At 70.8% G+C, this 19,049-nt stretch carries 27 protein-coding genes; 9 read left to right on the plus strand and 18 right to left on the minus strand.

Annotated features, from left to right (window positions below; translation table 11 throughout):
* Positions 1 to 142 precede the first annotated feature (142 nt).
* A complete protein-coding gene (locus ICC28_RS17050; RefSeq protein WP_188289416.1) occupies positions 143 to 757 on the minus strand; it encodes an aerial mycelium formation protein in 615 nt (204 codons plus the stop codon).
* A gap of 146 nt (positions 758 to 903) precedes the next feature.
* Between ICC28_RS17050 and dtd the strand changes: the two genes are divergently transcribed.
* A complete protein-coding gene (gene dtd / locus ICC28_RS17055; RefSeq protein WP_188289417.1) occupies positions 904 to 1,341 on the plus strand; it encodes a D-aminoacyl-tRNA deacylase in 438 nt (145 codons plus the stop codon).
* On the opposite strand, the gene ICC28_RS17060 is transcribed toward dtd, so the two are convergent.
* Genes ICC28_RS17060 through ICC28_RS17070 form a run of 3 tightly spaced genes read right to left on the minus strand, consistent with a single transcriptional unit; the run spans position 1,338 to position 3,376 of the window.
* Positions 1,338 to 2,303, minus strand: a complete 966-nt coding sequence (locus ICC28_RS17060; RefSeq protein ID WP_188289418.1) for a YgfZ/GcvT domain-containing protein — start codon at positions 2,301 to 2,303, stop codon at positions 1,338 to 1,340. The two genes, dtd and ICC28_RS17060, sit on opposite strands and share 4 nt — an antisense overlap.
* A gap of 10 nt (positions 2,304 to 2,313) precedes the next feature.
* Complete coding sequence (locus tag ICC28_RS17065) at positions 2,314 to 2,751, minus strand: Fur family transcriptional regulator (RefSeq protein ID WP_188289419.1); 438 nt, start codon at positions 2,749 to 2,751, stop codon at positions 2,314 to 2,316.
* A gap of 49 nt (positions 2,752 to 2,800) precedes the next feature.
* Positions 2,801 to 3,376 carry an FABP family protein gene (locus tag ICC28_RS17070; protein WP_188289420.1) on the minus strand — a complete coding sequence of 192 codons (576 nt, stop codon included), beginning with the start codon at positions 3,374 to 3,376 and terminating at the stop codon, positions 2,801 to 2,803.
* 255 nt (positions 3,377 to 3,631) lie between these two features.
* Here ICC28_RS17070 and ICC28_RS17075 point away from each other — a divergent pair, with 255 nt between their 5' ends.
* Entirely contained in the window at positions 3,632 to 3,994 is a 363-nt protein-coding gene (locus tag ICC28_RS17075; RefSeq protein ID WP_188289421.1) for a DsrE family protein, read from the plus strand.
* Here the strand turns inward: ICC28_RS17075 and ICC28_RS17080 are convergent.
* The 8 genes from ICC28_RS17080 to ICC28_RS17115 all read right to left on the minus strand — a co-directional run bounded on the left by ICC28_RS17080 (position 3,988) and on the right by ICC28_RS17115 (position 9,977).
* Positions 3,988 to 4,368, minus strand: a complete 381-nt coding sequence (locus ICC28_RS17080; RefSeq protein ID WP_188289422.1) for a VOC family protein — start codon at positions 4,366 to 4,368, stop codon at positions 3,988 to 3,990. The genes ICC28_RS17075 and ICC28_RS17080 overlap by 7 nt on opposite strands.
* A gap of 10 nt (positions 4,369 to 4,378) precedes the next feature.
* Positions 4,379 to 4,639: a DUF3099 domain-containing protein gene (locus tag ICC28_RS17085; protein WP_188289423.1), complete on the minus strand. Its 261-nt coding sequence runs from the start codon at positions 4,637 to 4,639 to the stop codon at positions 4,379 to 4,381.
* Between the two features lie 144 nt (positions 4,640 to 4,783).
* Positions 4,784 to 5,071, minus strand: coding sequence for a DUF1416 domain-containing protein (locus ICC28_RS17090; RefSeq protein ID WP_188289424.1), 288 nt, complete (start codon positions 5,069 to 5,071; stop codon positions 4,784 to 4,786).
* Between the two features lie 31 nt (positions 5,072 to 5,102).
* The gene (locus tag ICC28_RS17095; RefSeq protein WP_188289425.1) at positions 5,103 to 5,948 is read right to left on the minus strand and encodes a sulfurtransferase; all 846 of its coding nucleotides are present in this window, start codon (positions 5,946 to 5,948) and stop codon (positions 5,103 to 5,105) included.
* A 450-nt stretch (positions 5,949 to 6,398) separates the two neighbouring features.
* Positions 6,399 to 7,136, minus strand: a complete 738-nt coding sequence (locus ICC28_RS17100) for a DUF2993 domain-containing protein (RefSeq protein WP_188289426.1) — start codon at positions 7,134 to 7,136, stop codon at positions 6,399 to 6,401.
* A gap of 492 nt (positions 7,137 to 7,628) precedes the next feature.
* Positions 7,629 to 8,783 (minus strand): hypothetical protein, encoded by a 1,155-nt coding sequence (locus tag ICC28_RS17105; RefSeq protein WP_188289427.1) that lies wholly within the window; start codon positions 8,781 to 8,783, stop codon positions 7,629 to 7,631.
* A 3-nt stretch (positions 8,784 to 8,786) separates the two neighbouring features.
* Positions 8,787 to 9,041, minus strand: coding sequence for a MoaD/ThiS family protein (locus ICC28_RS17110; protein ID WP_188289428.1), 255 nt, complete (start codon positions 9,039 to 9,041; stop codon positions 8,787 to 8,789).
* Between the two features lie 39 nt (positions 9,042 to 9,080).
* Positions 9,081 to 9,977: an alpha/beta hydrolase gene (locus ICC28_RS17115; RefSeq protein WP_188289429.1), complete on the minus strand. Its 897-nt coding sequence runs from the start codon at positions 9,975 to 9,977 to the stop codon at positions 9,081 to 9,083.
* A gap of 183 nt (positions 9,978 to 10,160) precedes the next feature.
* On the opposite strand from ICC28_RS17115, the gene ICC28_RS17120 reads away from it, so the two are divergent.
* The 6 genes from ICC28_RS17120 to ICC28_RS17145 all read left to right on the plus strand — a co-directional run bounded on the left by ICC28_RS17120 (position 10,161) and on the right by ICC28_RS17145 (position 15,632).
* Positions 10,161 to 10,940, plus strand: a complete 780-nt coding sequence (locus ICC28_RS17120) for a winged-helix domain-containing protein (protein WP_188289430.1) — start codon at positions 10,161 to 10,163, stop codon at positions 10,938 to 10,940.
* Positions 10,941 to 11,023: 83 nt separating this feature from the next.
* On the plus strand, positions 11,024 to 12,058 hold the full coding sequence (locus ICC28_RS17125) for a LacI family DNA-binding transcriptional regulator (protein ID WP_188289431.1): 1,035 nt from the start codon (positions 11,024 to 11,026) through the stop codon (positions 12,056 to 12,058).
* Between the two features lie 122 nt (positions 12,059 to 12,180).
* On the plus strand, positions 12,181 to 13,161 hold the full coding sequence (locus ICC28_RS17130) for a S1C family serine protease (RefSeq protein ID WP_188289432.1): 981 nt from the start codon (positions 12,181 to 12,183) through the stop codon (positions 13,159 to 13,161).
* Positions 13,162 to 13,171: 10 nt separating this feature from the next.
* Positions 13,172 to 13,345 carry a hypothetical protein gene (locus ICC28_RS17135; protein ID WP_188289433.1) on the plus strand — a complete coding sequence of 58 codons (174 nt, stop codon included), beginning with the start codon at positions 13,172 to 13,174 and terminating at the stop codon, positions 13,343 to 13,345.
* Between the two features lie 98 nt (positions 13,346 to 13,443).
* A complete protein-coding gene (locus ICC28_RS17140) occupies positions 13,444 to 14,181 on the plus strand; it encodes a response regulator transcription factor (RefSeq protein WP_188289434.1) in 738 nt (245 codons plus the stop codon).
* Complete coding sequence (locus ICC28_RS17145; RefSeq protein WP_188289435.1) at positions 14,178 to 15,632, plus strand: sensor histidine kinase; 1,455 nt, start codon at positions 14,178 to 14,180, stop codon at positions 15,630 to 15,632. Before ICC28_RS17140 ends, ICC28_RS17145 begins: the two co-directional genes overlap by 4 nt.
* 90 nt (positions 15,633 to 15,722) lie before the next feature.
* Here ICC28_RS17145 and ICC28_RS17150 read toward each other — a convergent pair whose 3' ends face one another.
* The 5 genes from ICC28_RS17150 to ICC28_RS17170 all read right to left on the minus strand — a co-directional run bounded on the left by ICC28_RS17150 (position 15,723) and on the right by ICC28_RS17170 (position 17,634).
* Positions 15,723 to 16,376 carry a hypothetical protein gene (locus ICC28_RS17150; RefSeq protein WP_188289436.1) on the minus strand — a complete coding sequence of 218 codons (654 nt, stop codon included), beginning with the start codon at positions 16,374 to 16,376 and terminating at the stop codon, positions 15,723 to 15,725.
* Between the two features lie 42 nt (positions 16,377 to 16,418).
* Positions 16,419 to 16,784: a hypothetical protein gene (locus tag ICC28_RS17155; RefSeq protein WP_188289437.1), complete on the minus strand. Its 366-nt coding sequence runs from the start codon at positions 16,782 to 16,784 to the stop codon at positions 16,419 to 16,421.
* Positions 16,781 to 17,131, minus strand: a complete 351-nt coding sequence (locus ICC28_RS17160) for a DUF6247 family protein (RefSeq protein ID WP_188289438.1) — start codon at positions 17,129 to 17,131, stop codon at positions 16,781 to 16,783. Before ICC28_RS17160 ends, ICC28_RS17155 begins: the two co-directional genes overlap by 4 nt.
* 96 nt (positions 17,132 to 17,227) lie before the next feature.
* Positions 17,228 to 17,434 carry a DUF397 domain-containing protein gene (locus ICC28_RS17165; RefSeq protein ID WP_188289439.1) on the minus strand — a complete coding sequence of 69 codons (207 nt, stop codon included), beginning with the start codon at positions 17,432 to 17,434 and terminating at the stop codon, positions 17,228 to 17,230.
* Positions 17,431 to 17,634 carry a Scr1 family TA system antitoxin-like transcriptional regulator gene (locus tag ICC28_RS17170; protein WP_317454034.1) on the minus strand — a complete coding sequence of 68 codons (204 nt, stop codon included), beginning with the start codon at positions 17,632 to 17,634 and terminating at the stop codon, positions 17,431 to 17,433. Before ICC28_RS17170 ends, ICC28_RS17165 begins: the two co-directional genes overlap by 4 nt.
* On the opposite strand from ICC28_RS17170, the gene ICC28_RS17175 reads away from it, so the two are divergent.
* Positions 17,633 to 18,037, plus strand: a complete 405-nt coding sequence (locus ICC28_RS17175) for a Uma2 family endonuclease (protein WP_188289440.1) — start codon at positions 17,633 to 17,635, stop codon at positions 18,035 to 18,037. The genes ICC28_RS17170 and ICC28_RS17175 overlap by 2 nt on opposite strands.
* 2 nt (positions 18,038 to 18,039) lie before the next feature.
* Here the strand turns inward: ICC28_RS17175 and ICC28_RS17180 are convergent, their stop codons facing one another.
* Positions 18,040 to 19,047 carry a hypothetical protein gene (locus tag ICC28_RS17180; protein WP_188289441.1) on the minus strand — a complete coding sequence of 336 codons (1,008 nt, stop codon included), beginning with the start codon at positions 19,045 to 19,047 and terminating at the stop codon, positions 18,040 to 18,042.
* Positions 19,048 to 19,049: the final 2 nt, after the last annotated feature.

The following is a 19,049-nucleotide window of genomic DNA, read 5'->3' on the forward strand; positions in this document are numbered from 1 at the left end:
CCCGACAAGAGACCCACGGCTGCCGCCCCCGCGGGTGGGTGGGGGCTCGGGACGGCCACCGCCCCGTCCTCGAACGCCGGACGGGCTGGATGCACCGACCGGCGCCGACAAGGGACCTGGGGCTGCCGCCGCTGCGGGTGGGTCAGACCAGGAGGTCGTCCACCTGGGCCTCTCCCTCTCGGTAGCGGCGGGTGATTTCCGCGCTGCAGTCGTCGGTGGTGCGTTGGAGGTGTTGACGGCGGCGGGAGACCTGTTGTTCGTAGCGGACGAGGCGGGCCATGGCCTCGGTCAGCTCGGGGTCCGTGCGGGCGCCGAGGTCGGAGAGTTCGACCTCGGCGAGCATCTCCGCCGCCAGCAGCCGGTACTCCTCGCTGTGCGGCGTCCCGAGCGTGACATGGCGGGCGGAGGAGCGGTACCGGGCCGGCGCGTCCCGGAGGATCTCCGGGAGCCGCTCGACGACGGAGGCCGCACCCCGCGGCGAACGGCGGGCCAGCTCGGCCCGCAGGATGTCGATACGGCCCTGGAGCAGCCGCCTTACATAGCTGAGGTCGGCCTCGTCGCGCTGCGCGTCCCGGCGCAGGGTGCGCAGCTCGGACAGGCTCAGCACGGTCAGGTCGTGCTCGGGCGGATCCGCGGGCAGCCGCGGGCCGTCCACGTCCGTGGCGCTGCGCTGCACGGGCGGCCGGAGACGGCCCAGCTCCCCCGTGCGGGTCAGCGAGACAGCCCCGGGCTGCTGCCCGGTACTCGGTGTGCTCATGTGCCTCTACCGTCCCCTCGACCGGCGTGTGGAAGCATCGTGCCACCCCAAGTGGCCGCTATGTGACCGAGTGCCCCCGATCGGCCCCAGATGGGGGGTTAAGGATCAAATAGAGATCCGGAAAAGCGGTACGGCATCATGGCCGCATGCGTGCAGTGGTGCAGAGGGTGGACGGCGCGAGCGTCGTCGTGGACGGGGAACACGGTCCGGAAACAGTGGGGGCGATCGAGGGCGAGGGGCTGTGCGTCCTGGTCGGTGTCACCCACGAGGACACGAAGGAGAAGGCGGCCCAACTGGCCCGTAAACTCTGGTCGATCCGCATGCTGGACGACGAGAAGTCGTGCAGCGACATCGACGCCCCGCTCCTCGTCATCAGCCAGTTCACCCTCTACGGCGACGCCCGCAAGGGCCGCCGCCCCACCTGGAACGCGGCCGCCCCGGGCGACGTGGCCGAGCCCCTCGTCGACGAGGTCGTCTCCCAACTCCGCGCCCTGGGCGCGACGGTGGCGACGGGCCGCTTCGGCGCCAGGATGCGTGTGTCCCTGACGAACGACGGCCCGTTCACCGTGCTCCTGGAGATCTAGGGTTCTACGACGGCTTCCTGGGCGGCCGCCGTGTCGCCCGCGATCAGCCGCGCGTCCAGCGGGACGTTGCGCTTGACCAGGGCCAGGGCGACCGGGCCCAGCTCGTGGTGGCGTACGGACGTGGTGATGAAGCCGACCTTGCGGCCGTCGGGGTCCTCGTCGGCGAGCCGGAGCTGCGTGCCGGCGGGCGGGAGGCGGACCTCGCTGCCGTCGAGGTGGAGGAAGACCAGGCGGCGCGGGGGCTTGCCCAGGTTCTGGACGCGGGCGACCGTCTCCTGGCCGCGGTAGCAGCCCTTCTGCAGGTGCACCGCGGTGCCGATCCAGCCCAGCTCGTGCGGGATCGTACGGTGGTCGGTCTCGAAGCCCAGGCGCGGGCGGTGGTGCTCGACGCGCAGGGCCTCGTAGGCGAGGAGGCCGGCCGGCGGGCCCGCCTTCTCCGCGAAGGACTCCAGGTCGGCGCGGGGCAGGAAGAGATCGCGGCCGTACGCGGTCTCGCGGACCACGGCGTCCTCGGGGACCTCGGCGATCGAGCCGGCCGGCAGGTGCACCACCGCGCGGTCGGCGGTCCGGTCGGCGACCTCGACCCGGTAGAAGAACTTCATCGACTCCAGGTACGCGATCAGCGCCTCCTGGGTGCCGGGCTCCACATGGGCCCAGACCGTCGAGCCGTCGTCCACCAGGTACAGCGCGTGCTCGATGTGGCCGTTGGCGGAGAGGATCAGCGCCTCGGTGGCCTCGCCCGTGGGCAGTTCGCTGACGTGCTGGGTGAGCAGCAGGTGCAGCCAGCTGAGGCGGTCCGCCCCGGTGACGGTGACGACCCCGCGGTGCGAGAGGTCGACGAAGCCGGTGCCGTCGGCGAGGGCACGCTGCTCGCGGAACAGATCGCCGTAGTGGGCGGCGACGCCTTCGTCCACGCCCTCGGCGGGGACGGCGCCGGGCAGGGTCAGCAGAGGGCTCTTCATAGCGCTAAGCCTACGACTCGGTAGTTGAAGTCTTCATTGAACAGTCCTTGCACCGTCCGAAGATCGCGAAATGCTTCATGTCCGTGTCGAAGCCGAAGGTCTCCCGCAGCTTGGCCGTGAAGTCCGCGGCCACGGAGACGTCCGCCTCGATGACGTTCGTGCAGTCCCGGCAGACGAGGTGGATGTGGTGATGCCGGTCCGCGAGGTGGTACGTCGGCGCCCCGTGCCCCAGATGCGCGTGGCTGACCAGCCCGAGCTCCTCCAGGAGCTCCAGGGTCCGGTAGACCGTGGAAATGTTGACCCCCGACGCCGTCTTCCGCACTTCGGCGAGGATGTCGTCGGGGGTCGCGTGCTCCAGGGTGTCCACGGCTTCGAGCACGAGTTGCCGCTGCGGCGTCAGCCGGTAGCCGCGCTGCCTGAGATCGCTCTTCCAGTCGGTGCTCACCACACCGACGAGTGTAGAACTACGTCAGCCCTCCGGGGCTGGCGTCCGGGGCTCACTTGAAGAACGCGATCCCGTCGTCCGGCATGTCGTCGGGGAGGGCCTTGGCCCAGCGCTCGACGTCCTCCGGGGTGACGACCTTCTTCAGGTGGGCGGACATGTACGGGCGCAGCTCGACCTCGGGGGTCTGCTTCTCGCCGACCCACATGAGGTCGCTCTTGACGTAGCCGTAGAGCCGCTTGCCACCGGTGTACGGGCCGGAGGCGGCCGTACGCGCCACGGCGTCCGTCACCAGGTCGATCTGCGGCTTCTTGTCGGCCATCTCGCCGTACCAGACCTCCACGACGCCGTCGTGGCGGACCATGGTCACCTCGACCTTGCGGTCGGCGTCGATGCGCCAGAAGCCGTGCTCCGTCTCCAGCGGGCGGACCTTGTTCCCGTCGTTGTCCAGGACCCAGGTGTGGGACCGGTACTCCAGGAAGTCCCGGCCGTCGTGCGTGAAGGCCACCTCCTGGCCGAAGTTGCACTTCTCGGAGCCGGGGAAGTCGTGCACGCCCGCGCCCGCCCAGTTGCCGAGCAGGAAGGCGAGGGGGACGAGGTCCTTGTGGAGGTCGGACGGGATCTCGATCATGGGTGGCAGTTCCTAGACGTGGGTCAGCGCTGGCCCTGGTAGAGCTTCTTCACGGTCAGTCCGGCGAAGGCGAGGACGCCGACGGCGACCAGAACCAGCAGGATCTCGAAGAAGAGGATCACGGGTTGCTCCTTGATGAGCGTACGGGCGATTGCACAGGGCCGGGGCCCAGCTTACGCGGCCGGGCTCCGGACCACCGGGCGAGGTCGGCTCCGGCGGCGGCCGAAGGGAGACGGGGTTGATTACGATTCGGTCATGGCGAAGAAGCTCGTGATCAAGGTGACGGCCGGGGCGGACGCCCCCGAGCGGTGCTCGCAGGCGTTCACGGTGGCCGCGGTGGCCGTGGCCAGCGGTGTCGAGGTGTCGCTGTGGCTGACCGGTGAGTCCGCGTGGTTCGCCCTGCCGGGGCGGGCCGCCGAGTTCGAGCTGCCGCACGCGGCCCCGCTGCCCGACCTGGTCGAGTCCGTCCTCGCGGGCGGCACCCTCACCCTGTGCACGCAGTGCGCGGCCCGCCGGGACATCACGGAGAAGGACGTCATCGAGGGCGTACGGATCGCGGGTGCGCAGGTGTTCGTGCAGGAGGCGACGGCGGACGACGCGCAGGCGCTCGTCTACTGAGACGCGGCCGTCCACAGGCAGAACGGATGGCCCGCCGGGTCGAACAGCACCCGTACGTCGTCCTGCGGCTGGTACTCGGCGAGCCGCGCCCCTTCCGCGAGGGCCCGCGCGGTCTCGCTCTCCAGGTCGTCGACCTCGATGTCCAGGTGCAGCATCATCTGCTGGTCGCCGGGCTTGCGGCCGGGCCAGAGGGGCGGCACGTACCCGGGCTCGGTCTGGAAGGCCAGGCCGGTGCCTCCGCCGGGCGGTCCGACGAGCACCCAGTCGCGCTCCTCGGCGCGTACGACGTACCCGAGCAGGCGGAGGTAGAAGTCGGCGAGTGCACGCGCGTCGGGCGCGTCGAGCACCACCGTGGAAAGCCTCGTGGGCGACATACGCGCCTTCTTACTGCCGTCGCCGCTTGCCGTCCAGTTCGTCCCACCACTCGTCGGACTTCGGGTCGCCGGACGGGTCGTCCCACCAGCGGTCCTCGGGGCCGCGGCGGTTGGCGACCATCGCGGCGAGCGGCGGGATGACCATCGCCACCAGGCACATGCCGACGGCGACCGGCACGGACCACAGGCGTACGACAGCGCAGGCCACGACGAAGAGCGTGAGGCACGTGCCCATCATGACGAAGTAGAGGTGGCGCCGCCGCGCGTACATGAGTCCAGCGTAGGACGATTCCGACCGGCGGCGACCGGGGCCGACGAACCGGAGGCCGGCGCGGGACGGAGATGGCTGAAGGGCCGCACCCCCTGGCGTCCAACCCGTGGGGTGCGGCCCTTCAGCCGTTCATGAGGTGCCGCGTCAGACGGCGATCGCGACCTCCGCCAGGCCGCCCTGCTGGGCGACGACGGTACGGTCCGCGCTGCCGCCGGGGACGAGCGCCCGGACGGTCCAGGTGCCCTCGGCCGCGTAGAAGCGGAACTGGCCCGTGGCGGAGGTGGGGACCTCCGCGGTGAACTCGCCGGTCGAGTCCAGCAGACGGACGTAGCCGACCACCGGCTCGCCGTCCTTGGTCACCTGGCCCTGGATGGTGGTCTCACCGGGCTTGATCGTCGAGGCGTCGGGGCCGCCGGCCTTCGCTCCGCACATGATGTTCTCCTGGGGGTGTTGAAGGTCGGGATTACTTGTTGGCGCCGAGCTCGATCGGCACGCCGACGAGGGAGCCGTACTCGGTCCAGGAGCCGTCGTAGTTCTTGACGTTCTCCACGCCCAGCAGCTCGTGCAGGACGAACCAGGTCAGCGCGGAGCGCTCGCCGATGCGGCAGTAGGCGATGGTGTCCTTGGCCAGGTCGACCTGCTCCTCGGCGTAGAGGGCCTTGAGCTCGTCGTCCGACTTGAAGGTGCCGTCGTCGTTGGCGTTCTTCGACCACGGGATGTTGCGGGCCGACGGGACGTGGCCCGGACGCTGCGACTGCTCCTGCGGCAGGTGGGCCGGGGCCAGCAGCTTGCCGGAGAACTCGTCGGGCGAGCGCACGTCGACCAGGTTCTGCGCGCCGATGGCGGCCACGACGTCGTCGCGGAAGGCGCGGATGGAGGTGTCCTGCGGCTTGGCCTTGTACTCGGTGGCCGGGCGCTGCGGGACGTCGGTGCCGTCGACCAGCTCGCGGGCGTCCAGCTCCCACTTCTTGCGGCCGCCGTCGAGGAGCTTGACGTTCTCGTGGCCGTAGAGCTTGAAGTACCAGTAGGCGTAGGACGCGAACCAGTTGTTGTTGCCGCCGTAGAGGATCACCAGCGTGTCGTTGGCGATGCCCTTCGCCGACAGGAGCTTCTCGAAGCCCTCCTGGTCGATGAAGTCGCGGCGGACCGGGTCCTGCAGGTCCTTGGTCCAGTCGATGCGGATCGCGTTCTTGATGTGGTTCTTCTCGTAGGCGGACGTGTCCTCGTCCACCTCCACGATCGCGATGTTGCTGTCGTCCAGGTGCTCCTGGAGCCAGTCGGCGTCGACCAGGACGTCGCTGCGGCTCATGCTCGTTCTCCTCCGGGGCAGTTGCGGCGGGGTGTGCAGGGTGAGAGGTCGGCGCGGTCCGGGTGCGGACGGCGCACGGGTGCCCAGGGCAGGGCGGCGGTGAAAGCGAGGCGTCGGTGCGCTCGCGTCAGAAGGGGCGACAGAGCATGGCGGCGACGCGGCACAGGTCTACTGCCCGCCGCTTCGTGAGATCCGCCTGTCGCTTCATAGCTGCCGATCGTAGGGACGGACAGGCGGGCGTGTCACCGGCGTGTCGCATTCTGAGACGCGATCGTCCGCGATGTGGGAATGGATCAGCGTCGAAGCGGTCGCCGCACGGCTTCCGTGGGGATGTATCCGTCGTCACAGCTACGGTGCGGACGGCGGCGTCTCGCCTTTCGGACGGTCGGTGTCCATGGACGGGGTCCGGGCCGCCGTACTGGCCGGAGAAGCCGGTGTCCGGCTGCCGTACTACCCCGCGAGGCGGACGTTCGAACCCTTCACGGTGATCTCCACGCCGTTCTTCGCGGCCTCGACCTTGTCCAGCCGGATGCCGCCGGGGAGTCCGTCGATCTTCTGCTCGAAGTCGGTGATGTCGCGGGCCCGGGACTCGGCGATCTCGACACCGCCGAAGCTGGGCAGCGAGTCGGCGTGCACCTTGACCGTGTCGCCCTCCACCGTCACCGAGCTGAGCACGTACACCGGGTTGGGCAGCTTCACGCCGAGCACGGTGGCCTCGACGGCGACCCTGATCCTGCCGCCACCGCCGTCGGACAGGCCCACGACACTGGCCGTGACGCCCGGACCGACCTCCGTGGGCTCGGACTTGGCGGTCTTGAGCAGCTCGTCGTAGGTGATGGAGGCGGTGCCGGTGGCGGTGGCCGCGGTGGCGGAGCTGTAGTCGCCGGAGAACGCGACGCCCTTCATGTTCGCCCTGAGCCCGTCGATGCGGATCGTCTCGCCGTTGGCGCCCGCGGTGGCCTCGTAGTCCTCTATCCCGACCTCGACGTCGTCCAGCTCCCCGCTGACGACCTGGGTGAGGAAGGGAAAGCCCTTGATGGACACGTCCGGGGTGGCCGCCAGGTTCTCCGTCGTCCTCAGCCGGTCCGCGGCCTCGCCCTCCGCGAAGCCGACGGCGAGACGGTCGGCGAGCACGAAGAGTCCGCCGAGGACGACGACAACGATCAGCGTTATCCGCAGTGCGCGCATGTTCCGGTGTTCCCCCACCTAGGCGGTCACTGACGACCGGGTGGCCGCCTTCGGCGAGCGTAACCCTGCGGTGTGCGTCGACCGCGTGATTGTCGATCACCTGTGACAGGGGTGGGCGGGTGCGGGTGGGTGGCTTCGGGTGGGCGGGTGCGGGTGTGTGGGGGCCGGTCGCGCAGTTCCCCGCGCCCCTATAGGGCGCGGCAGCCTGCCCCCCGCCCGCCAGCGGAGCGTGGCCGACTCCACGCCGGCGGGTGCGGGTGCGTGGGGGCCGGTCGCGCAGTTCCCCGCGCCCCTATAGGGCGCGGCAGCCTGCCCCCCGCCCGCCAGCGGAGCGTGGCCGACTCCACGCCGGCGGGTGCGGGTGCGTGGGGGCGGTCGCGCAGTTCCCCGCGCCCCTATAGGGCGCGGCAGCGTGCCCCCAACTGCCGGCGGAGCGTGGCCGAATCCGCGCGGGCGGGTGCGGGTGGGCAGTTCTCCGCGCCCCTTCGGGGGCTATGTCAGTGCGCGGCCCAGGAGGTACACCGCTGGTGCTGCCGCTGCGAGGGGCAGGGCCACGCCCGCGGTGAAGTGGACGAACCTCGACGGGTAGTCGTAGCTGGCGACCCGGTGGCCGATCAGGGCGCAGACCGCCGCGCCCGCGCCCAGCAGCGCGCCGTCCGAACCCAGCCCCGTCATCCCGCCGACGGCGATGCCCGCACCCGCAGCGGCGAGCAGCGAGACGATCACGGAGGCCGCCGTCGGCAGGGGCAGCGCACGGGCGAGGACGGCCACCGCGACCGCCGCGGCGCCCACCGTCACCGCATCCGCCTCGGCCGCCAGGTGGCCCGCCGCCAGGATGGCCAGCGCCGCCGAGGCGACCGTCGCCATCAGGCCGTACATCCGCTCGTCGGGGTCGGCGTGGGAACGGAGCTGGAGGACCAGGGAGAGCAGGACCCAGACGCCGAGCGTGCCGAGGATCGCCGAGGGCGCGCGGTCGGACGCCAGCAGCGCCGCGTCCGCCGTGAGCGCGCCGAGGAAGGCCAGCGCGATGCCCTGCCGGGCCGGCCACATGCCGTTCAGCCGGAACCAGCCGGCCGCGGTGACGGCCTGCAGGACGACGAGCGGGAGGAGCAGGGCGTACGTGCCGACCGCCGCCGCGCCCGACAGCAGCAGCCCCAGCAGCGCCGTGAGCGCGGCCGGCTGCATGCCGGGTTCGATGATCGGGGAACGCCCTTCGAGGCGGGCGCGCTGTGCGTCGGTGACCCGGGCGTTGCCGCCGAGGGTGGCGGGGCCGTAGTCGGCGGGCGAGGGAGCGGCCGGCTGGGGATCGGGGATTGGCTGGGGCTCAGGGATTGGCTGGGGCTGGGACTGCGGCTGCGAGTACGGCTGCGGCTGCGGCTGCGGGTGCGGGTGCGGGTGCGGGTGTGCGTAGGCGCCCGCGTCGTACCCCTGCGGCGGCAGGTACGCCGTGTCCGCGGCCACCGGCGCGACCGGTGCCTGCAGCTGCGTCTCCCAGGTCTGCCCCTGCCACTGCTGGGTGTGCTGCGGATCCTCGTACCCCTGCTGCGGTGCCGGGTACTGCTGCTGGTACGGCTCGTACCCCTGGTACGGCTGGTACCCCTCGTTGCCCTGCGGGTACTGCTGCCCCTCGTACGGCTGGTTGGTCATCGCTCACCCTCCTGCGAACGGCGGAAGCACCTCGACCGTGCCGCCGTCGGCCAGCCGTACCGTCTCATGTCCGCGGGTGCCCACGGGGTCACCGTCGATGAGGAAGGAGCACCGCTGCAGCACGCGCGTCAGTTCCCCGGGGTGTCGCTCGCGCACCGCGGCGAGCGCGTCGGCGAGCGTGGCCGCGTCGTACGGCTCCTCGGCGACCCCGGCCGCGGCCTTCGCGGCGGCCCAGTAGCGCACCGTGACCTTTGCCATCTGGTTCCTCAATCAATCCGACGGTGGACAGCGTTCAGGCTAGCCCGCCCGGCCGACGGCCCAGTCCCCGATGCGGGCCAGCAGGTCGTCGGCGGCCGCGTGCTCGGCGTGCCCCATGCCCGGCTCCAGCCAGAGGTCGGCGTGGCCGTCGGCCGCCTCGGCCAGCATGCGCGGGTGGTCGACGGGGAAGTAGCCGTCCCGGTCGCCGTGCACGATCAGCAGGGGCGTCGGCGCGATGCGCGGCACCGCCTGGACCGGGGACAGCGGGACGGGATCCCACTCGCGGTGGTGGATGCGGGTACGGAGTCCGTAGCGGCCGACGAGGCGGCCCTCGGGGCGCATTACCAGCCAGTGGAGCCGGCGCATAGGGGCCGTGCCCCGGTAGTACCAGCGAGCGGGTGCGCTCACCGAAACCACCGCATCCGTATGCGCTTCCGTGCGCCCCTCACGCTCCGAACCGGGTTCCGGACCCCGCCCCGCCCCGTGCCGCCCGTACAGCGCCGCGTGCCGCAGCACCACCGAGCCGCCCATGGAGAAGCCGACGGTCGCCACACGCGTGTGCCCGAGTTCGCGCGCCCAGGCCACCGCCGCGGCCAGGTCGAGCACCTCCCGGTCCCCCACCGTGGACCGCCCGCCCGACCGGCCGTGTCCCCGGAAGGAGAACGTGACCACGGCCCCGTACTGCGCGAACGCCCCCGCGATCCGCCGTACGTGCGGCCGGTCCGCGTCGCCGGTGAAGCCGTGCGCGATCACGAACGCCAGGTCGCCGGAGGGCGGCGCCCCGGTGTCGTATACGACCGCACCCGGGTCGTATACGGAATCGATCGTCACCCCGTCGTCCGTGTACAGAAACGTCCGCTTAGGGGTGCGTCTGCTCGTCTCAGAGTTCGGAACAGCCGTCGAACGCGCCACATGACCTGCCGGACCCGTTGTCATGTGGGCTATTCTGCTGGGCAGAGGACTCGGGCAGTGAAGCCCCCGGGTCCTTTTGTGCTTTCGGAAGCGTTGTATACGACGCGGGAAACCGCCGGTGTACAGGGCCCCCGGGCGCGCAGAGCAGTCAACGCACTACCGCTGTGCCGCAAACGTCCTCGCAGGGACCGAGGAGGAACCAGACGTATGAGTTCTCTGCTGCTCCTGACCAATGCCCTCCAGCCGTCGACGGAGGTGCTCCCGGCCCTCGGCCTGCTCCTGCACAACGTGCGAGTGGCACCGGCGGAAGGCCCCGCCCTCGTCGACACCCCCGGCGCCGACGTCATCCTCATCGACGGCCGCCGTGACCTGCCGCAGGTGCGCAGCCTGTGCCAGCTGCTGCGCTCCACCGGCCCCGGCTGCCCGCTCATCCTGGTCGTCACCGAGGGCGGCCTCGCCGCCGTCACCGCCGACTGGGGCATCGACGACGTCCTGCTCGACACCGCGGGCCCCGCCGAGGTCGAGGCACGCCTGCGCCTGGCCATGGGCCGCCAGCAGATCGTCAACGACGACTCCCCCATGGAGATCCGCAACGGCGACCTGTCGGTCGACGAGGCCACCTACAGCGCCAAGCTCAAGGGCCGCGTCCTGGACCTGACCTTCAAGGAGTTCGAGCTCCTGAAGTACCTCGCCCAGCACCCGGGCCGCGTCTTCACCCGCGCCCAGCTGCTGCAGGAGGTCTGGGGCTACGACTACTTCGGCGGCACCCGAACGGTCGACGTGCACGTACGACGCCTGCGCGCCAAGCTCGGCCCCGAGCACGAGTCGCTGATCGGAACCGTCCGGAACGTCGGTTATCGATTCGTTACTCCCGAGAAGGGGGACCGTTCCGCCGAGGAGGCGCGGGCCAAGTCGGACCGGCCAAAGCCGGAGGATGCGGACGAGACGGCCGCTCTGGACGCCACCGAGGTCAGCGCGGACGCCTAGACGGCGCTCGGCGGGGGTATGGGGGCACAGGGAAGCCCCCGTACGCCCTGCCCAGGGCGGGTCCATCCGCGTAGACTCCGCGCGTGGCCAAGGTGACTCGGGATGATGTGGCGCGGCTGGCAGGGACCTCCACTGCCGTCGTCAGCTATGTCATCAACAACGGACCCCGGCCGGTCGCCCCGGCCACGCGCGAGCGTGTCCTCGCCGCGATCAAGGAACTGGGGTACCGGCCGGACCGGGTCGCCCAGGCGATGGCATCGCGGCGCACGGATCTCATAGGCCTGATCATCCCGGACGCGCGCCAGCCCTTCTTCGGGGAGATGGCGCACGCGGTCGAGCAGGCCGCCTCCGAGCGCGGAAAGATGGTCCTCGTCGGCAACACCGACTACATCGGTGAGCGCGAGGTCCACTATCTGAGAGCCTTTCTCGGCATGCGGGTCTCCGGGCTGATCCTCGTCAGCCACGCGCTGAACGACCTCGCCGCGGCGGAGATCGAGGCCTGGGACGCGCGCGTGGTGCTGCTGCACGAGCGTCCCGAGGCGATCGACGACGTCGCCGTCGTCACGGACGACCTGGGCGGCGCGCAGCTCGCCGTACAGCACCTGCTGGAGCACGGCTACGAGTACGTGGCCTGTATGGGCGGCACCGCCGAGACCCCGTCGGTCGGCGACCCGGTCTCCGACCACGTCGAGGGCTGGCGGCGCGCGATGGAGGCGGCCGGCGTGCCCACCGAGGGGCGGCTGTTCGAGGCGCCGTACAACCGGTACGACGCCTACCGGATAGCGCTCGACCTCTTCTCCGGCCCCCGGCGCCCCCCGGCGATCTTCTGCTCCACCGACGACCAGGCCATCGGTGTGCTGCGCGCGGCGCGCGAACTCCGTATCGACGTGCCCGGTGAGCTGGCGGTGGCCGGGTTCGACGACATCAAGGAAGCGGCGCTGGCGGATCCGCCGCTGACCACGGTCGCGAGCGACCGGCCCGCCATGGCGCGGGCAGCGGTCGACCTGGTGCTGGACGACGGGCTGCGGGTGGCCGGATCCCGGCGGGAGCGGTTGAAGGTGTTCCCTTCGCGGCTGGTCGTGCGGCGGTCGTGCGGCTGCGCCCAAGCCCCTGCATGAGGGTTTCCTGAGAGCCCTCGCCAAGCTCCGAGAACCGCCCTTACATCGGGCATACGCGGTTCTGCCGGGCTTCTCAGTCAGCGCTCAGGAAGCTCTCATGGTCGGGCCACATGCTCATTTCCATGACCGAGAGCTTCCGCCGCAGCGGCGAGTACGAGGACCCGTCCACCTCCTCCCCCGTGAACCCCGAGTGGCCCGCCCCGCCGGCGTACCCGCCCGCTCAGCCGGTCGCCACCGCTCCGAGGAAGCGGACCCGGGGCCCCGTCGCCCTCCTCGCCGCCGTCGCGCTCGTCGCCGCGGCCGTGGGCGGCGGCACCGCGTACGCCGTCCAGGAACTGACCGGCAGCGACACCGTCGCCGCGAGCACCACCACCAGCGTCGTGCCCTCCAGCAAGAAGGGCGACATCGCGGCCGTGGCCGAGGCGGTCAGCCCGAGCATCGTCGAGATCAACGCCACCTCGCGCTCCGGCGAGTCGACCGGGTCCGGCGTGATCATCACCGGTGACGGTGAGATCGTCACCAACAACCACGTCATCGCCGGCGACTCCACGATCAAGGTGACGACCAGCGACGGCAAGGAGTACACCGCGCAGGTCGTCGGCACCGACTCCAGCAAGGACCTCGCGCTGATCAAGCTGGAGAACGCCTCCGGCCTGAAGGCGGCGAGCCTCGGCGACTCCTCCGCCGTGCAGGTGGGCGACCAGGTCGTGGCGATCGGCTCCCCCGAGGGCCTGACCGGCACCGTGACCAGCGGCATCGTCTCGGCGCTCGACCGCGATGTCACCGTCTCCACCGACGGGGGCCAGCAGCAACAGCAGCCGGGCGGCGGCTGGCCGTTCGAGTTCGGCGGCCAGGAGTTCAACGGCGACACCGGCTCGTCCACGACGACGTACAAGGCGATCCAGACCGACGCCTCCCTGAACCCCGGCAACTCCGGGGGCGCGCTGATCGACATGAGCGGCAACATCATCGGCATCAACTCCGCGATGTACGCGTCCGCCTCGTCCTCCTCCGACGCCGGCAGCGTCGGCCTCGGCTTCGCCATCCCGATCAACACCGTCAAGTCCGACCTGGCGAAGCTGCGCTCGGGCTCCCAGGAGTAAGGGGTACGTCATGATCAAGCAGGTCTCCCACACCGTCGCCGACCCCGACCCGGCGAGCCTCGCCCTGGCACTGGAGGTGGCGTACGAGCTGCACGCACCCGTCACCTCGAGGGCCCCGGAGCTGGCCACGGGCCGCCCGACGGCCCGCAGCCGCACCCGCCGCCGTACGACGGCCCGCGCGTAATCCGCCTGGGTAAATCCGCCTCTCAACGCACCGGCCACCGGCATGCGAGGCTGAAGGTGTCGTTGAACCGTCCCTCCGCACCCGAGGAACCCGCAGCCATGAGCCCCGCCGAAGGCGACCGTGACCCCCAGCGCATCCTGATCGTCGACGACGAGCCGGCCGTACGCGAAGCACTCCAGCGCAGCCTCGCCTTCGAGGGATACGACACGGAGGTCGCCGTCGACGGCGCCGACGCCCTGGAGAAGGCCATCGCCTACCGGCCCGACCTGGTGGTCCTCGACATCCAGATGCCCCGGATGGACGGCCTGACCGCCGCGCGCCGCATCCGCGGGGCGGGCGACACCACCCCGATCCTGATGCTGACGGCCCGCGACACGGTCGGCGACCGCGTCACCGGACTGGACGCGGGCGCCGACGACTACCTGGTCAAGCCCTTCGAACTCGACGAACTCTTCGCCCGCGTCCGCGCCCTGCTGCGCCGCAGCTCCTACGCGGCGGCGGCCGGCGCGGGCCCGGCGGAGGACGACGAGGCGCTGACCTTCGCGGACCTGCGCATGAACCTCGCGACGCGGGAGGTGACCCGGGGCGGGCGGCCGGTGGAGCTGACCCGTACCGAGTTCACCCTGCTGGAGATGTTCATGGCGCACCCGCGCCAGGTGCTGACCCGCGAGCAGATCCTCAAGGCCGTCTGGGGCTTCGACTTCGAGCCGTCGTCGAACTCCCTCGACGTGTACGTCATGTACCTCCGCCGCAAGACCGAGGCGGGCGGCGAGCCCCGCCTCGTCCACACCGTGCGCGGCGTCGGGTACGTCCTGCGCCAGGGCGGCGCCGAGTGAGAAGAGTGCTACGGCGCTTCCGCGCGCTGCCGATCCGCTCGCGGCTGGCGTTGCTGGTGGCGGCGGCGGTGGCGTTCGCGGTGGCGGCGGTTTCGGTGACGTGCTGGTTCATCGTGCAGGGGAAGCTGTACGAGGAACTCGACAACGACCTGGAGTCGAGCGTCGGCCGGTCGCAGCCCGAGGCCGCGGTGGCCGCCGCCCTGGACGCCTGCGCACAGTCACCCTCCGCCGCGGCCGTCTTCGGACCGCGGTTCAAGGGCTACTCCCAGCTCGTGCAGTCGGACGGCACCGCTTGCCTGTACGGCAGCTCCGGGGCCCTGGTGAAGGTCACCGGCAGCGACCGGAAGGTGGCCGAGGCCCCGCAGATCGGCCGGGGGGCGCTCCGCAACGGGACGGACAAGGACGGAAACCCGGTACGGGTGCTGACCACCGCCCTGGTCGTGAACAGCGCCGACGGCCACTACGTCGTCAAGGACACCGCACTGCTCATCGCCGTGCCCATCAGCAGCACCAAGTCCACCCTCAACGAACTCGCCCTCATCCTCCTCCTCGTCTCCGGCGTCGGAGTCCTCGGCGCGGGAGCCGCGGGACTCGCCGTCGCCCGCGCGGGCCTCCGCCCCGTCGACAAACTCACCGAGGCCGTCGAACACGTGGCCCGCACCGAGGACCTGAGCGTCCGCATCCCCGTGGAGGACGACAGCGAGGACGAGGTCGCGCGCCTGTCCCGCTCCTTCAACTCGATGACGTCCTCCCTGGCCAGCTCCCGCGACCTCCAGCAGCAGCTCATCGCGGACGCCGGCCACGAACTGCGCACCCCCCTCACCTCCCTCCGCACGAACATCGAACTCCTTACCCGCAGCGAGGAGACGGGCCGCCCGATCCCTCCGGAGGACCGCAAGGCGCTGATGGCGTCGGTGAAGGCACAGATGACCGAACTCGCCTCCCTGATCGGCGACTTGCAGGAGCTGTCCCGCTCGGAGGGCCAGCGCGGCGAACGCGTCCAGGTGGTGTCGCTGCAGGACACCGTCGAGTCCGCCCTGCGCCGCGCCCGCCTGCGCGGCCCGGAGCTGACCATCACGGCCGACCTCCAGCCCTGGTACGTCCGCGCGGAACCGGCGGCGCTGGAGCGCGCGGTGGTCAACATCCTCGACAACGCGGTGAAGTTCAGCCCCGGGGCCGGCACCGTCGAGGTGTCCCTGGCCGACGGCGTCCTCACCGTCCGCGACCACGGCCCCGGCATCCCCGCCGAGGAACTCCCCCACGTCTTCGACCGCTTCTGGCGCTCCCCCTCGGCCCGCGCCCTCCCCGGCTCCGGCCTCGGCCTCTCCATCGTCGCCCGCACGATCCAACAGGCGGGCGGCACGGTGTCACTGACCCCGGCGGAGAACGGCGGCACGGTGGCGACGGTACGCCTGCCGGGGGCACCGGTGCCGCCGCCGGAGGTCCCTTAAGGGGCGTGGTCAACGGTCTCCGCGAGCTTGTCGCGTGCAGACAGTCAAGCCCGGCGTCGAACCGGGCTTCCCTTCGACATGGCTCCTCGGTCAGCCGGTGATGGAGAAGAACATCGTGTCCTGGGTGTACCAGTCGATGTTCTTCGTGGCGTACTCCCACTCGCTGTGCTCGAACTCCAGCTTCTCGATGATCTGTTGGGTGTCGTACCGGAAGCTCTCGTCCATCCGGTCCAGCACCGCACGGTAGGCATCGGCGGCGGGCTTGGCCTTGGCCAGGGGGAGCATGCCGATGTGAGGACCGTCGAAGGGGTAGGGGATGTAGAAGGGGATCTCCCGGGGCGGGCCGGAGAACAGGTGGTCGTGCAGCAGCAGATCGGCGCTCACGCCCAGGCGGCGCAGTTCGTCGTCGAGCAGGCCGAAGAAGGTCGACGGCTTGGAGTACACGCCGAAGTCGGCGGGATCGGACGCGTTGCAGTCGATGATGTGCTGGAGGGCACGGTAGTAGGCACCCGCCGCGTACTCCGCGTCCGAACTCGCGTGGCCGGCCACGAGGTGGTCCAGCGCCTCCGGTATGGGCAGGCCCCAGTCGATGTCCTGCTGCTCCAGGGCGAGTTGGCTCCGCTGCGCCATCTCACGCATCGCGCCGAGACGCCGCTCCTGGTCAGAGGTGAGGTTCCCGGCGGCTCCGAGGAACGCCAGGACGTGGGCCTTGTCAGCCGTGCTGTACGAGATGATCCGACTCATGATCACCATGCTGCCAGCCACCACTGACAATCGACTCGGCCCCTAGACTTCGTCGCCACGCGTGGCTGGCTCGTCCCACGCGGGCCCCTGCCAAAAGATCTCTTCGACCACGATCTGCGGATCTTCGGTTCGGCGGACGAAGGTGTACTTCAGCCAGCCGTTTCCCTCGTCGAAAAAGCAGACGTGGCGCCCCTTCGGATCAGCGGACCGGACCGGCACGACCCACATACCCTCCGGAAGCCCGGCATCAGCGTCGATGCCGCGGAAGTACGGGTCTTTCGCCGTGACCAGTTCAGAGCGCGCCGCGAGGGCGATCTCACGAACACGGTCGGGCAGCGCCTCGAAGCCGGCGAGAGCATCGATCCGCCAATCCGCTTGCCACGGCGGTCCCATGAACCCATCAGTCACTCGCCGGGCTCCAGTTCTTGGAGCTGGTGGTGAATCCTCGCCGCCTCTTCGAGGAGAGCTTTGGCTTCGGCGATATCTGTGCACTCGTACGCGGCTCGGTGCTCGAGGTCGCGAACATGAGCGTCCAGCTCGGGGTCGCGAGCGAGGGCGTACTCACCCCACCACAGGGCCATGAACGCAGGCACCGGCCCGAGGTTGTAGGCGTCGGCGATCGCCCGCTTCCAGTGCGCGTCGAAGTCAGGAAGAAGCTCGGGAGTGTGCTCCGCAATGGCCTCGCGCAGCGCCTTCGGGGTCCGCTCGGGCATGGGGGGGACGTCAGGACCGAGTTCCGCAGCGTGGGGAGCCATGATCGATGTCCTCCTTCGACGTGCCGTGTCTACGACCATAACGAGGTCACCGTCCCCGCGCCGTCCCGCCTTTCCAGCCGCTTCACCCGAGGGGGACTACACCCGCCCCGCCTTGACGCCCCCCATGAACGCGGACCACGACGACGCCGAGAAGACCAGCGGCTGGGACGACGGGGTCTTGCTGTCGCGGACCGGGACTATGCCGGGGTGGTCGTCGGTGACCTCGACGCAGTTGTTGTCTCCCCCGTCGCTGTAGGACGACTTGCGCCACACGGCGGTGCCGAGGTCGGGGGTGTGCTTCATGATCTGTACTCCTCCAGTACGTCCCTGATGAACGCGAGCGAGTCAGACGGTGACAGCGCCACGTCCCTGAGCCGATCGTAGGACAGTCGGTACTGCAGGACTCCGTCCGGTTCCTCGGTCAACTCGCCCCGGGTATTGCCTTCCACGTAGGCAACACCGCTGCCGTCCTTCTGCCACAGCAGTGTCAGCGATGCGTACATGTGTTACCAGGACACCAACATCATTCACCAGCGCAAGGGGTGGGTCCCGGACGCCTTTGTCGCCCCTGAAGACTTGGAGTCGTGCGCGGATGAAGACCACCTGGGCGTTCTGGCCAAGGCGGTCCACCTCGTCGTCGAAGTCGTCTCCCCCGGCGACCGCAACCAGGACCGCGACCGCGTCCGCAAGCGCCGCGAATACGCGCGCGCAGGCATCCCCGTGTACGTCCTCGTCGACGACTACGACGGTCAGGGCGCCGTCACTCTCTTCACCCGCCCCCGCCCCGACAAGGCGGACTGGGAGGACATCCACCGCGTCCCCTACGGCACCGAGGTCACCGTCCCCGAAGGCCCCGCCAAGGGGTTTGTGATCGGCGAGGCCATCACCGGCGCCAGGCGGGTCTGAGGTCAGGCGTCCAGCAGGGTTCCCGGCAGGTCGAACCGCTTGGTCCGGCCGGTGGCCAGGTCCACCCGGGTGACCGTCCGCTCCGTGTAGAGGAGCCAGCCCGCCGGTGTGGGCGCGAGGGCGAGGGCCGCGGCGACGCCCTCGACCCGCGCGCGGTGCAGTTGCTTGCCGCTGACGGCGTCCAGCTCGACGATCTGCGTGTCCTCGCCGGTCGACACCGCGAGCACGAGCGAGGAACCGGTCGCGGCCACCGCGTCAGGACGGCCACCGGCGACCGAGACCGTCGTCGCGGTGTCGGTGCGTGTGAGGTCCGTCCGGAGAGGGCCGGAGGCGGACGACCGCGCGCCCACGACGACCGGACGGCCGGACGGGCAGGCCAGGTCCATGATCTCCAGGTCCGAGGGGACGGGTACGGGGGTCGTCTCGCCGTCGTGCATGTCCACCGCGTAGACCTGTCGGTCGTCGTCGGCCAGGCAGACCGTGTCCGCGCCCGGATCCGACGCGGCGAGCCCGATCGTGCCGGGGATCCTCAGCTCACGCCGGGTGCTCCAGTCGGACGGGTCCTTGACCAGGACGCCGGACGTACCGGCGCGGTCGGGCAGGCCCGGCACCTCGGCGACCAGGTTCTTCCCCGGGAGCACACGCCGTAGCCGCTCGTCGCCCGCCATGCCGTCGAGGACGTGGTCCGTCCGGTTGATCACGTAACGGCGGTCCGGGCCGCCACCGTCCCGGGGGACGCTCAATAGCCAGCGGCCGTCGGCCAGTTCGACGATCCCGGGGCTCACCGCATCCGTGTCGTCCGCCTGTTGCGGCACGACCACCAGACTCTCCGCCCGCCCCGCCCGCGCATTCACCCCCACCACCGTCACCAGCCCGTCGACCCGCGCCAGCGCGAAGGTCGTGGCACCCCGCCAGTCGTGCCCCAGCTCCACTCCACCGGGGCCGGCGCAGGCCGCGGTCAGGGCGAGCGTCGAACAGAGCGCAGGCAACAGGCGGGTACGAGCACGCATCG

Source organism: Streptomyces sp. TRM68416 (genome assembly GCF_014596915.1).
Lineage (GTDB): Bacteria > Actinomycetota > Actinomycetes > Streptomycetales > Streptomycetaceae > Streptomyces.

Coding starts and splice junctions, on each gene's coding strand:
- ICC28_RS17070 (WP_188289420.1), bottom strand. CDS start 3,376: ATGATCGAGATCCCGTCCGACCTCCACAAGGACCTCGTCCCCCTCGCC.
- ICC28_RS17160 (WP_188289438.1), bottom strand. CDS start 17,131: ATGGCTCCCCACGCTGCGGAACTCGGTCCTGACGTCCCCCCCATGCCC.
- ICC28_RS17050 (WP_188289416.1), bottom strand. CDS start 757: ATGAGCACACCGAGTACCGGGCAGCAGCCCGGGGCTGTCTCGCTGACC.
- ICC28_RS17080 (WP_188289422.1), bottom strand. CDS start 4,368: ATGTCGCCCACGAGGCTTTCCACGGTGGTGCTCGACGCGCCCGACGCG.
- ICC28_RS17140 (WP_188289434.1), top strand. CDS start 13,444: ATGAGCCCCGCCGAAGGCGACCGTGACCCCCAGCGCATCCTGATCGTC.
- ICC28_RS17170 (WP_317454034.1), bottom strand. CDS start 17,634: ATGTACGCATCGCTGACACTGCTGTGGCAGAAGGACGGCAGCGGTGTT.
- ICC28_RS17095 (WP_188289425.1), bottom strand. CDS start 5,948: ATGAGCCGCAGCGACGTCCTGGTCGACGCCGACTGGCTCCAGGAGCAC.
- ICC28_RS17175 (WP_188289440.1), top strand. CDS start 17,633: ATGTGTTACCAGGACACCAACATCATTCACCAGCGCAAGGGGTGGGTC.
- ICC28_RS17180 (WP_188289441.1), bottom strand. CDS start 19,047: ATGCGTGCTCGTACCCGCCTGTTGCCTGCGCTCTGTTCGACGCTCGCC.
- ICC28_RS17105 (WP_188289427.1), bottom strand. CDS start 8,783: ATGACCAACCAGCCGTACGAGGGGCAGCAGTACCCGCAGGGCAACGAG.
- ICC28_RS17120 (WP_188289430.1), top strand. CDS start 10,161: ATGAGTTCTCTGCTGCTCCTGACCAATGCCCTCCAGCCGTCGACGGAG.
- ICC28_RS17135 (WP_188289433.1), top strand. CDS start 13,172: ATGATCAAGCAGGTCTCCCACACCGTCGCCGACCCCGACCCGGCGAGC.
- dtd (WP_188289417.1), top strand. CDS start 904: ATGCGTGCAGTGGTGCAGAGGGTGGACGGCGCGAGCGTCGTCGTGGAC.
- ICC28_RS17130 (WP_188289432.1), top strand. CDS start 12,181: ATGACCGAGAGCTTCCGCCGCAGCGGCGAGTACGAGGACCCGTCCACC.
- ICC28_RS17090 (WP_188289424.1), bottom strand. CDS start 5,071: ATGTGCGGAGCGAAGGCCGGCGGCCCCGACGCCTCGACGATCAAGCCC.
- ICC28_RS17115 (WP_188289429.1), bottom strand. CDS start 9,977: ATGACAACGGGTCCGGCAGGTCATGTGGCGCGTTCGACGGCTGTTCCG.
- ICC28_RS17150 (WP_188289436.1), bottom strand. CDS start 16,376: ATGAGTCGGATCATCTCGTACAGCACGGCTGACAAGGCCCACGTCCTG.
- ICC28_RS17085 (WP_188289423.1), bottom strand. CDS start 4,639: ATGTACGCGCGGCGGCGCCACCTCTACTTCGTCATGATGGGCACGTGC.
- ICC28_RS17110 (WP_188289428.1), bottom strand. CDS start 9,041: ATGGCAAAGGTCACGGTGCGCTACTGGGCCGCCGCGAAGGCCGCGGCC.
- ICC28_RS17060 (WP_188289418.1), bottom strand. CDS start 2,303: ATGAAGAGCCCTCTGCTGACCCTGCCCGGCGCCGTCCCCGCCGAGGGC.
- ICC28_RS17165 (WP_188289439.1), bottom strand. CDS start 17,434: ATGAAGCACACCCCCGACCTCGGCACCGCCGTGTGGCGCAAGTCGTCC.
- ICC28_RS17100 (WP_188289426.1), bottom strand. CDS start 7,136: ATGCGCGCACTGCGGATAACGCTGATCGTTGTCGTCGTCCTCGGCGGA.
- ICC28_RS17075 (WP_188289421.1), top strand. CDS start 3,632: ATGGCGAAGAAGCTCGTGATCAAGGTGACGGCCGGGGCGGACGCCCCC.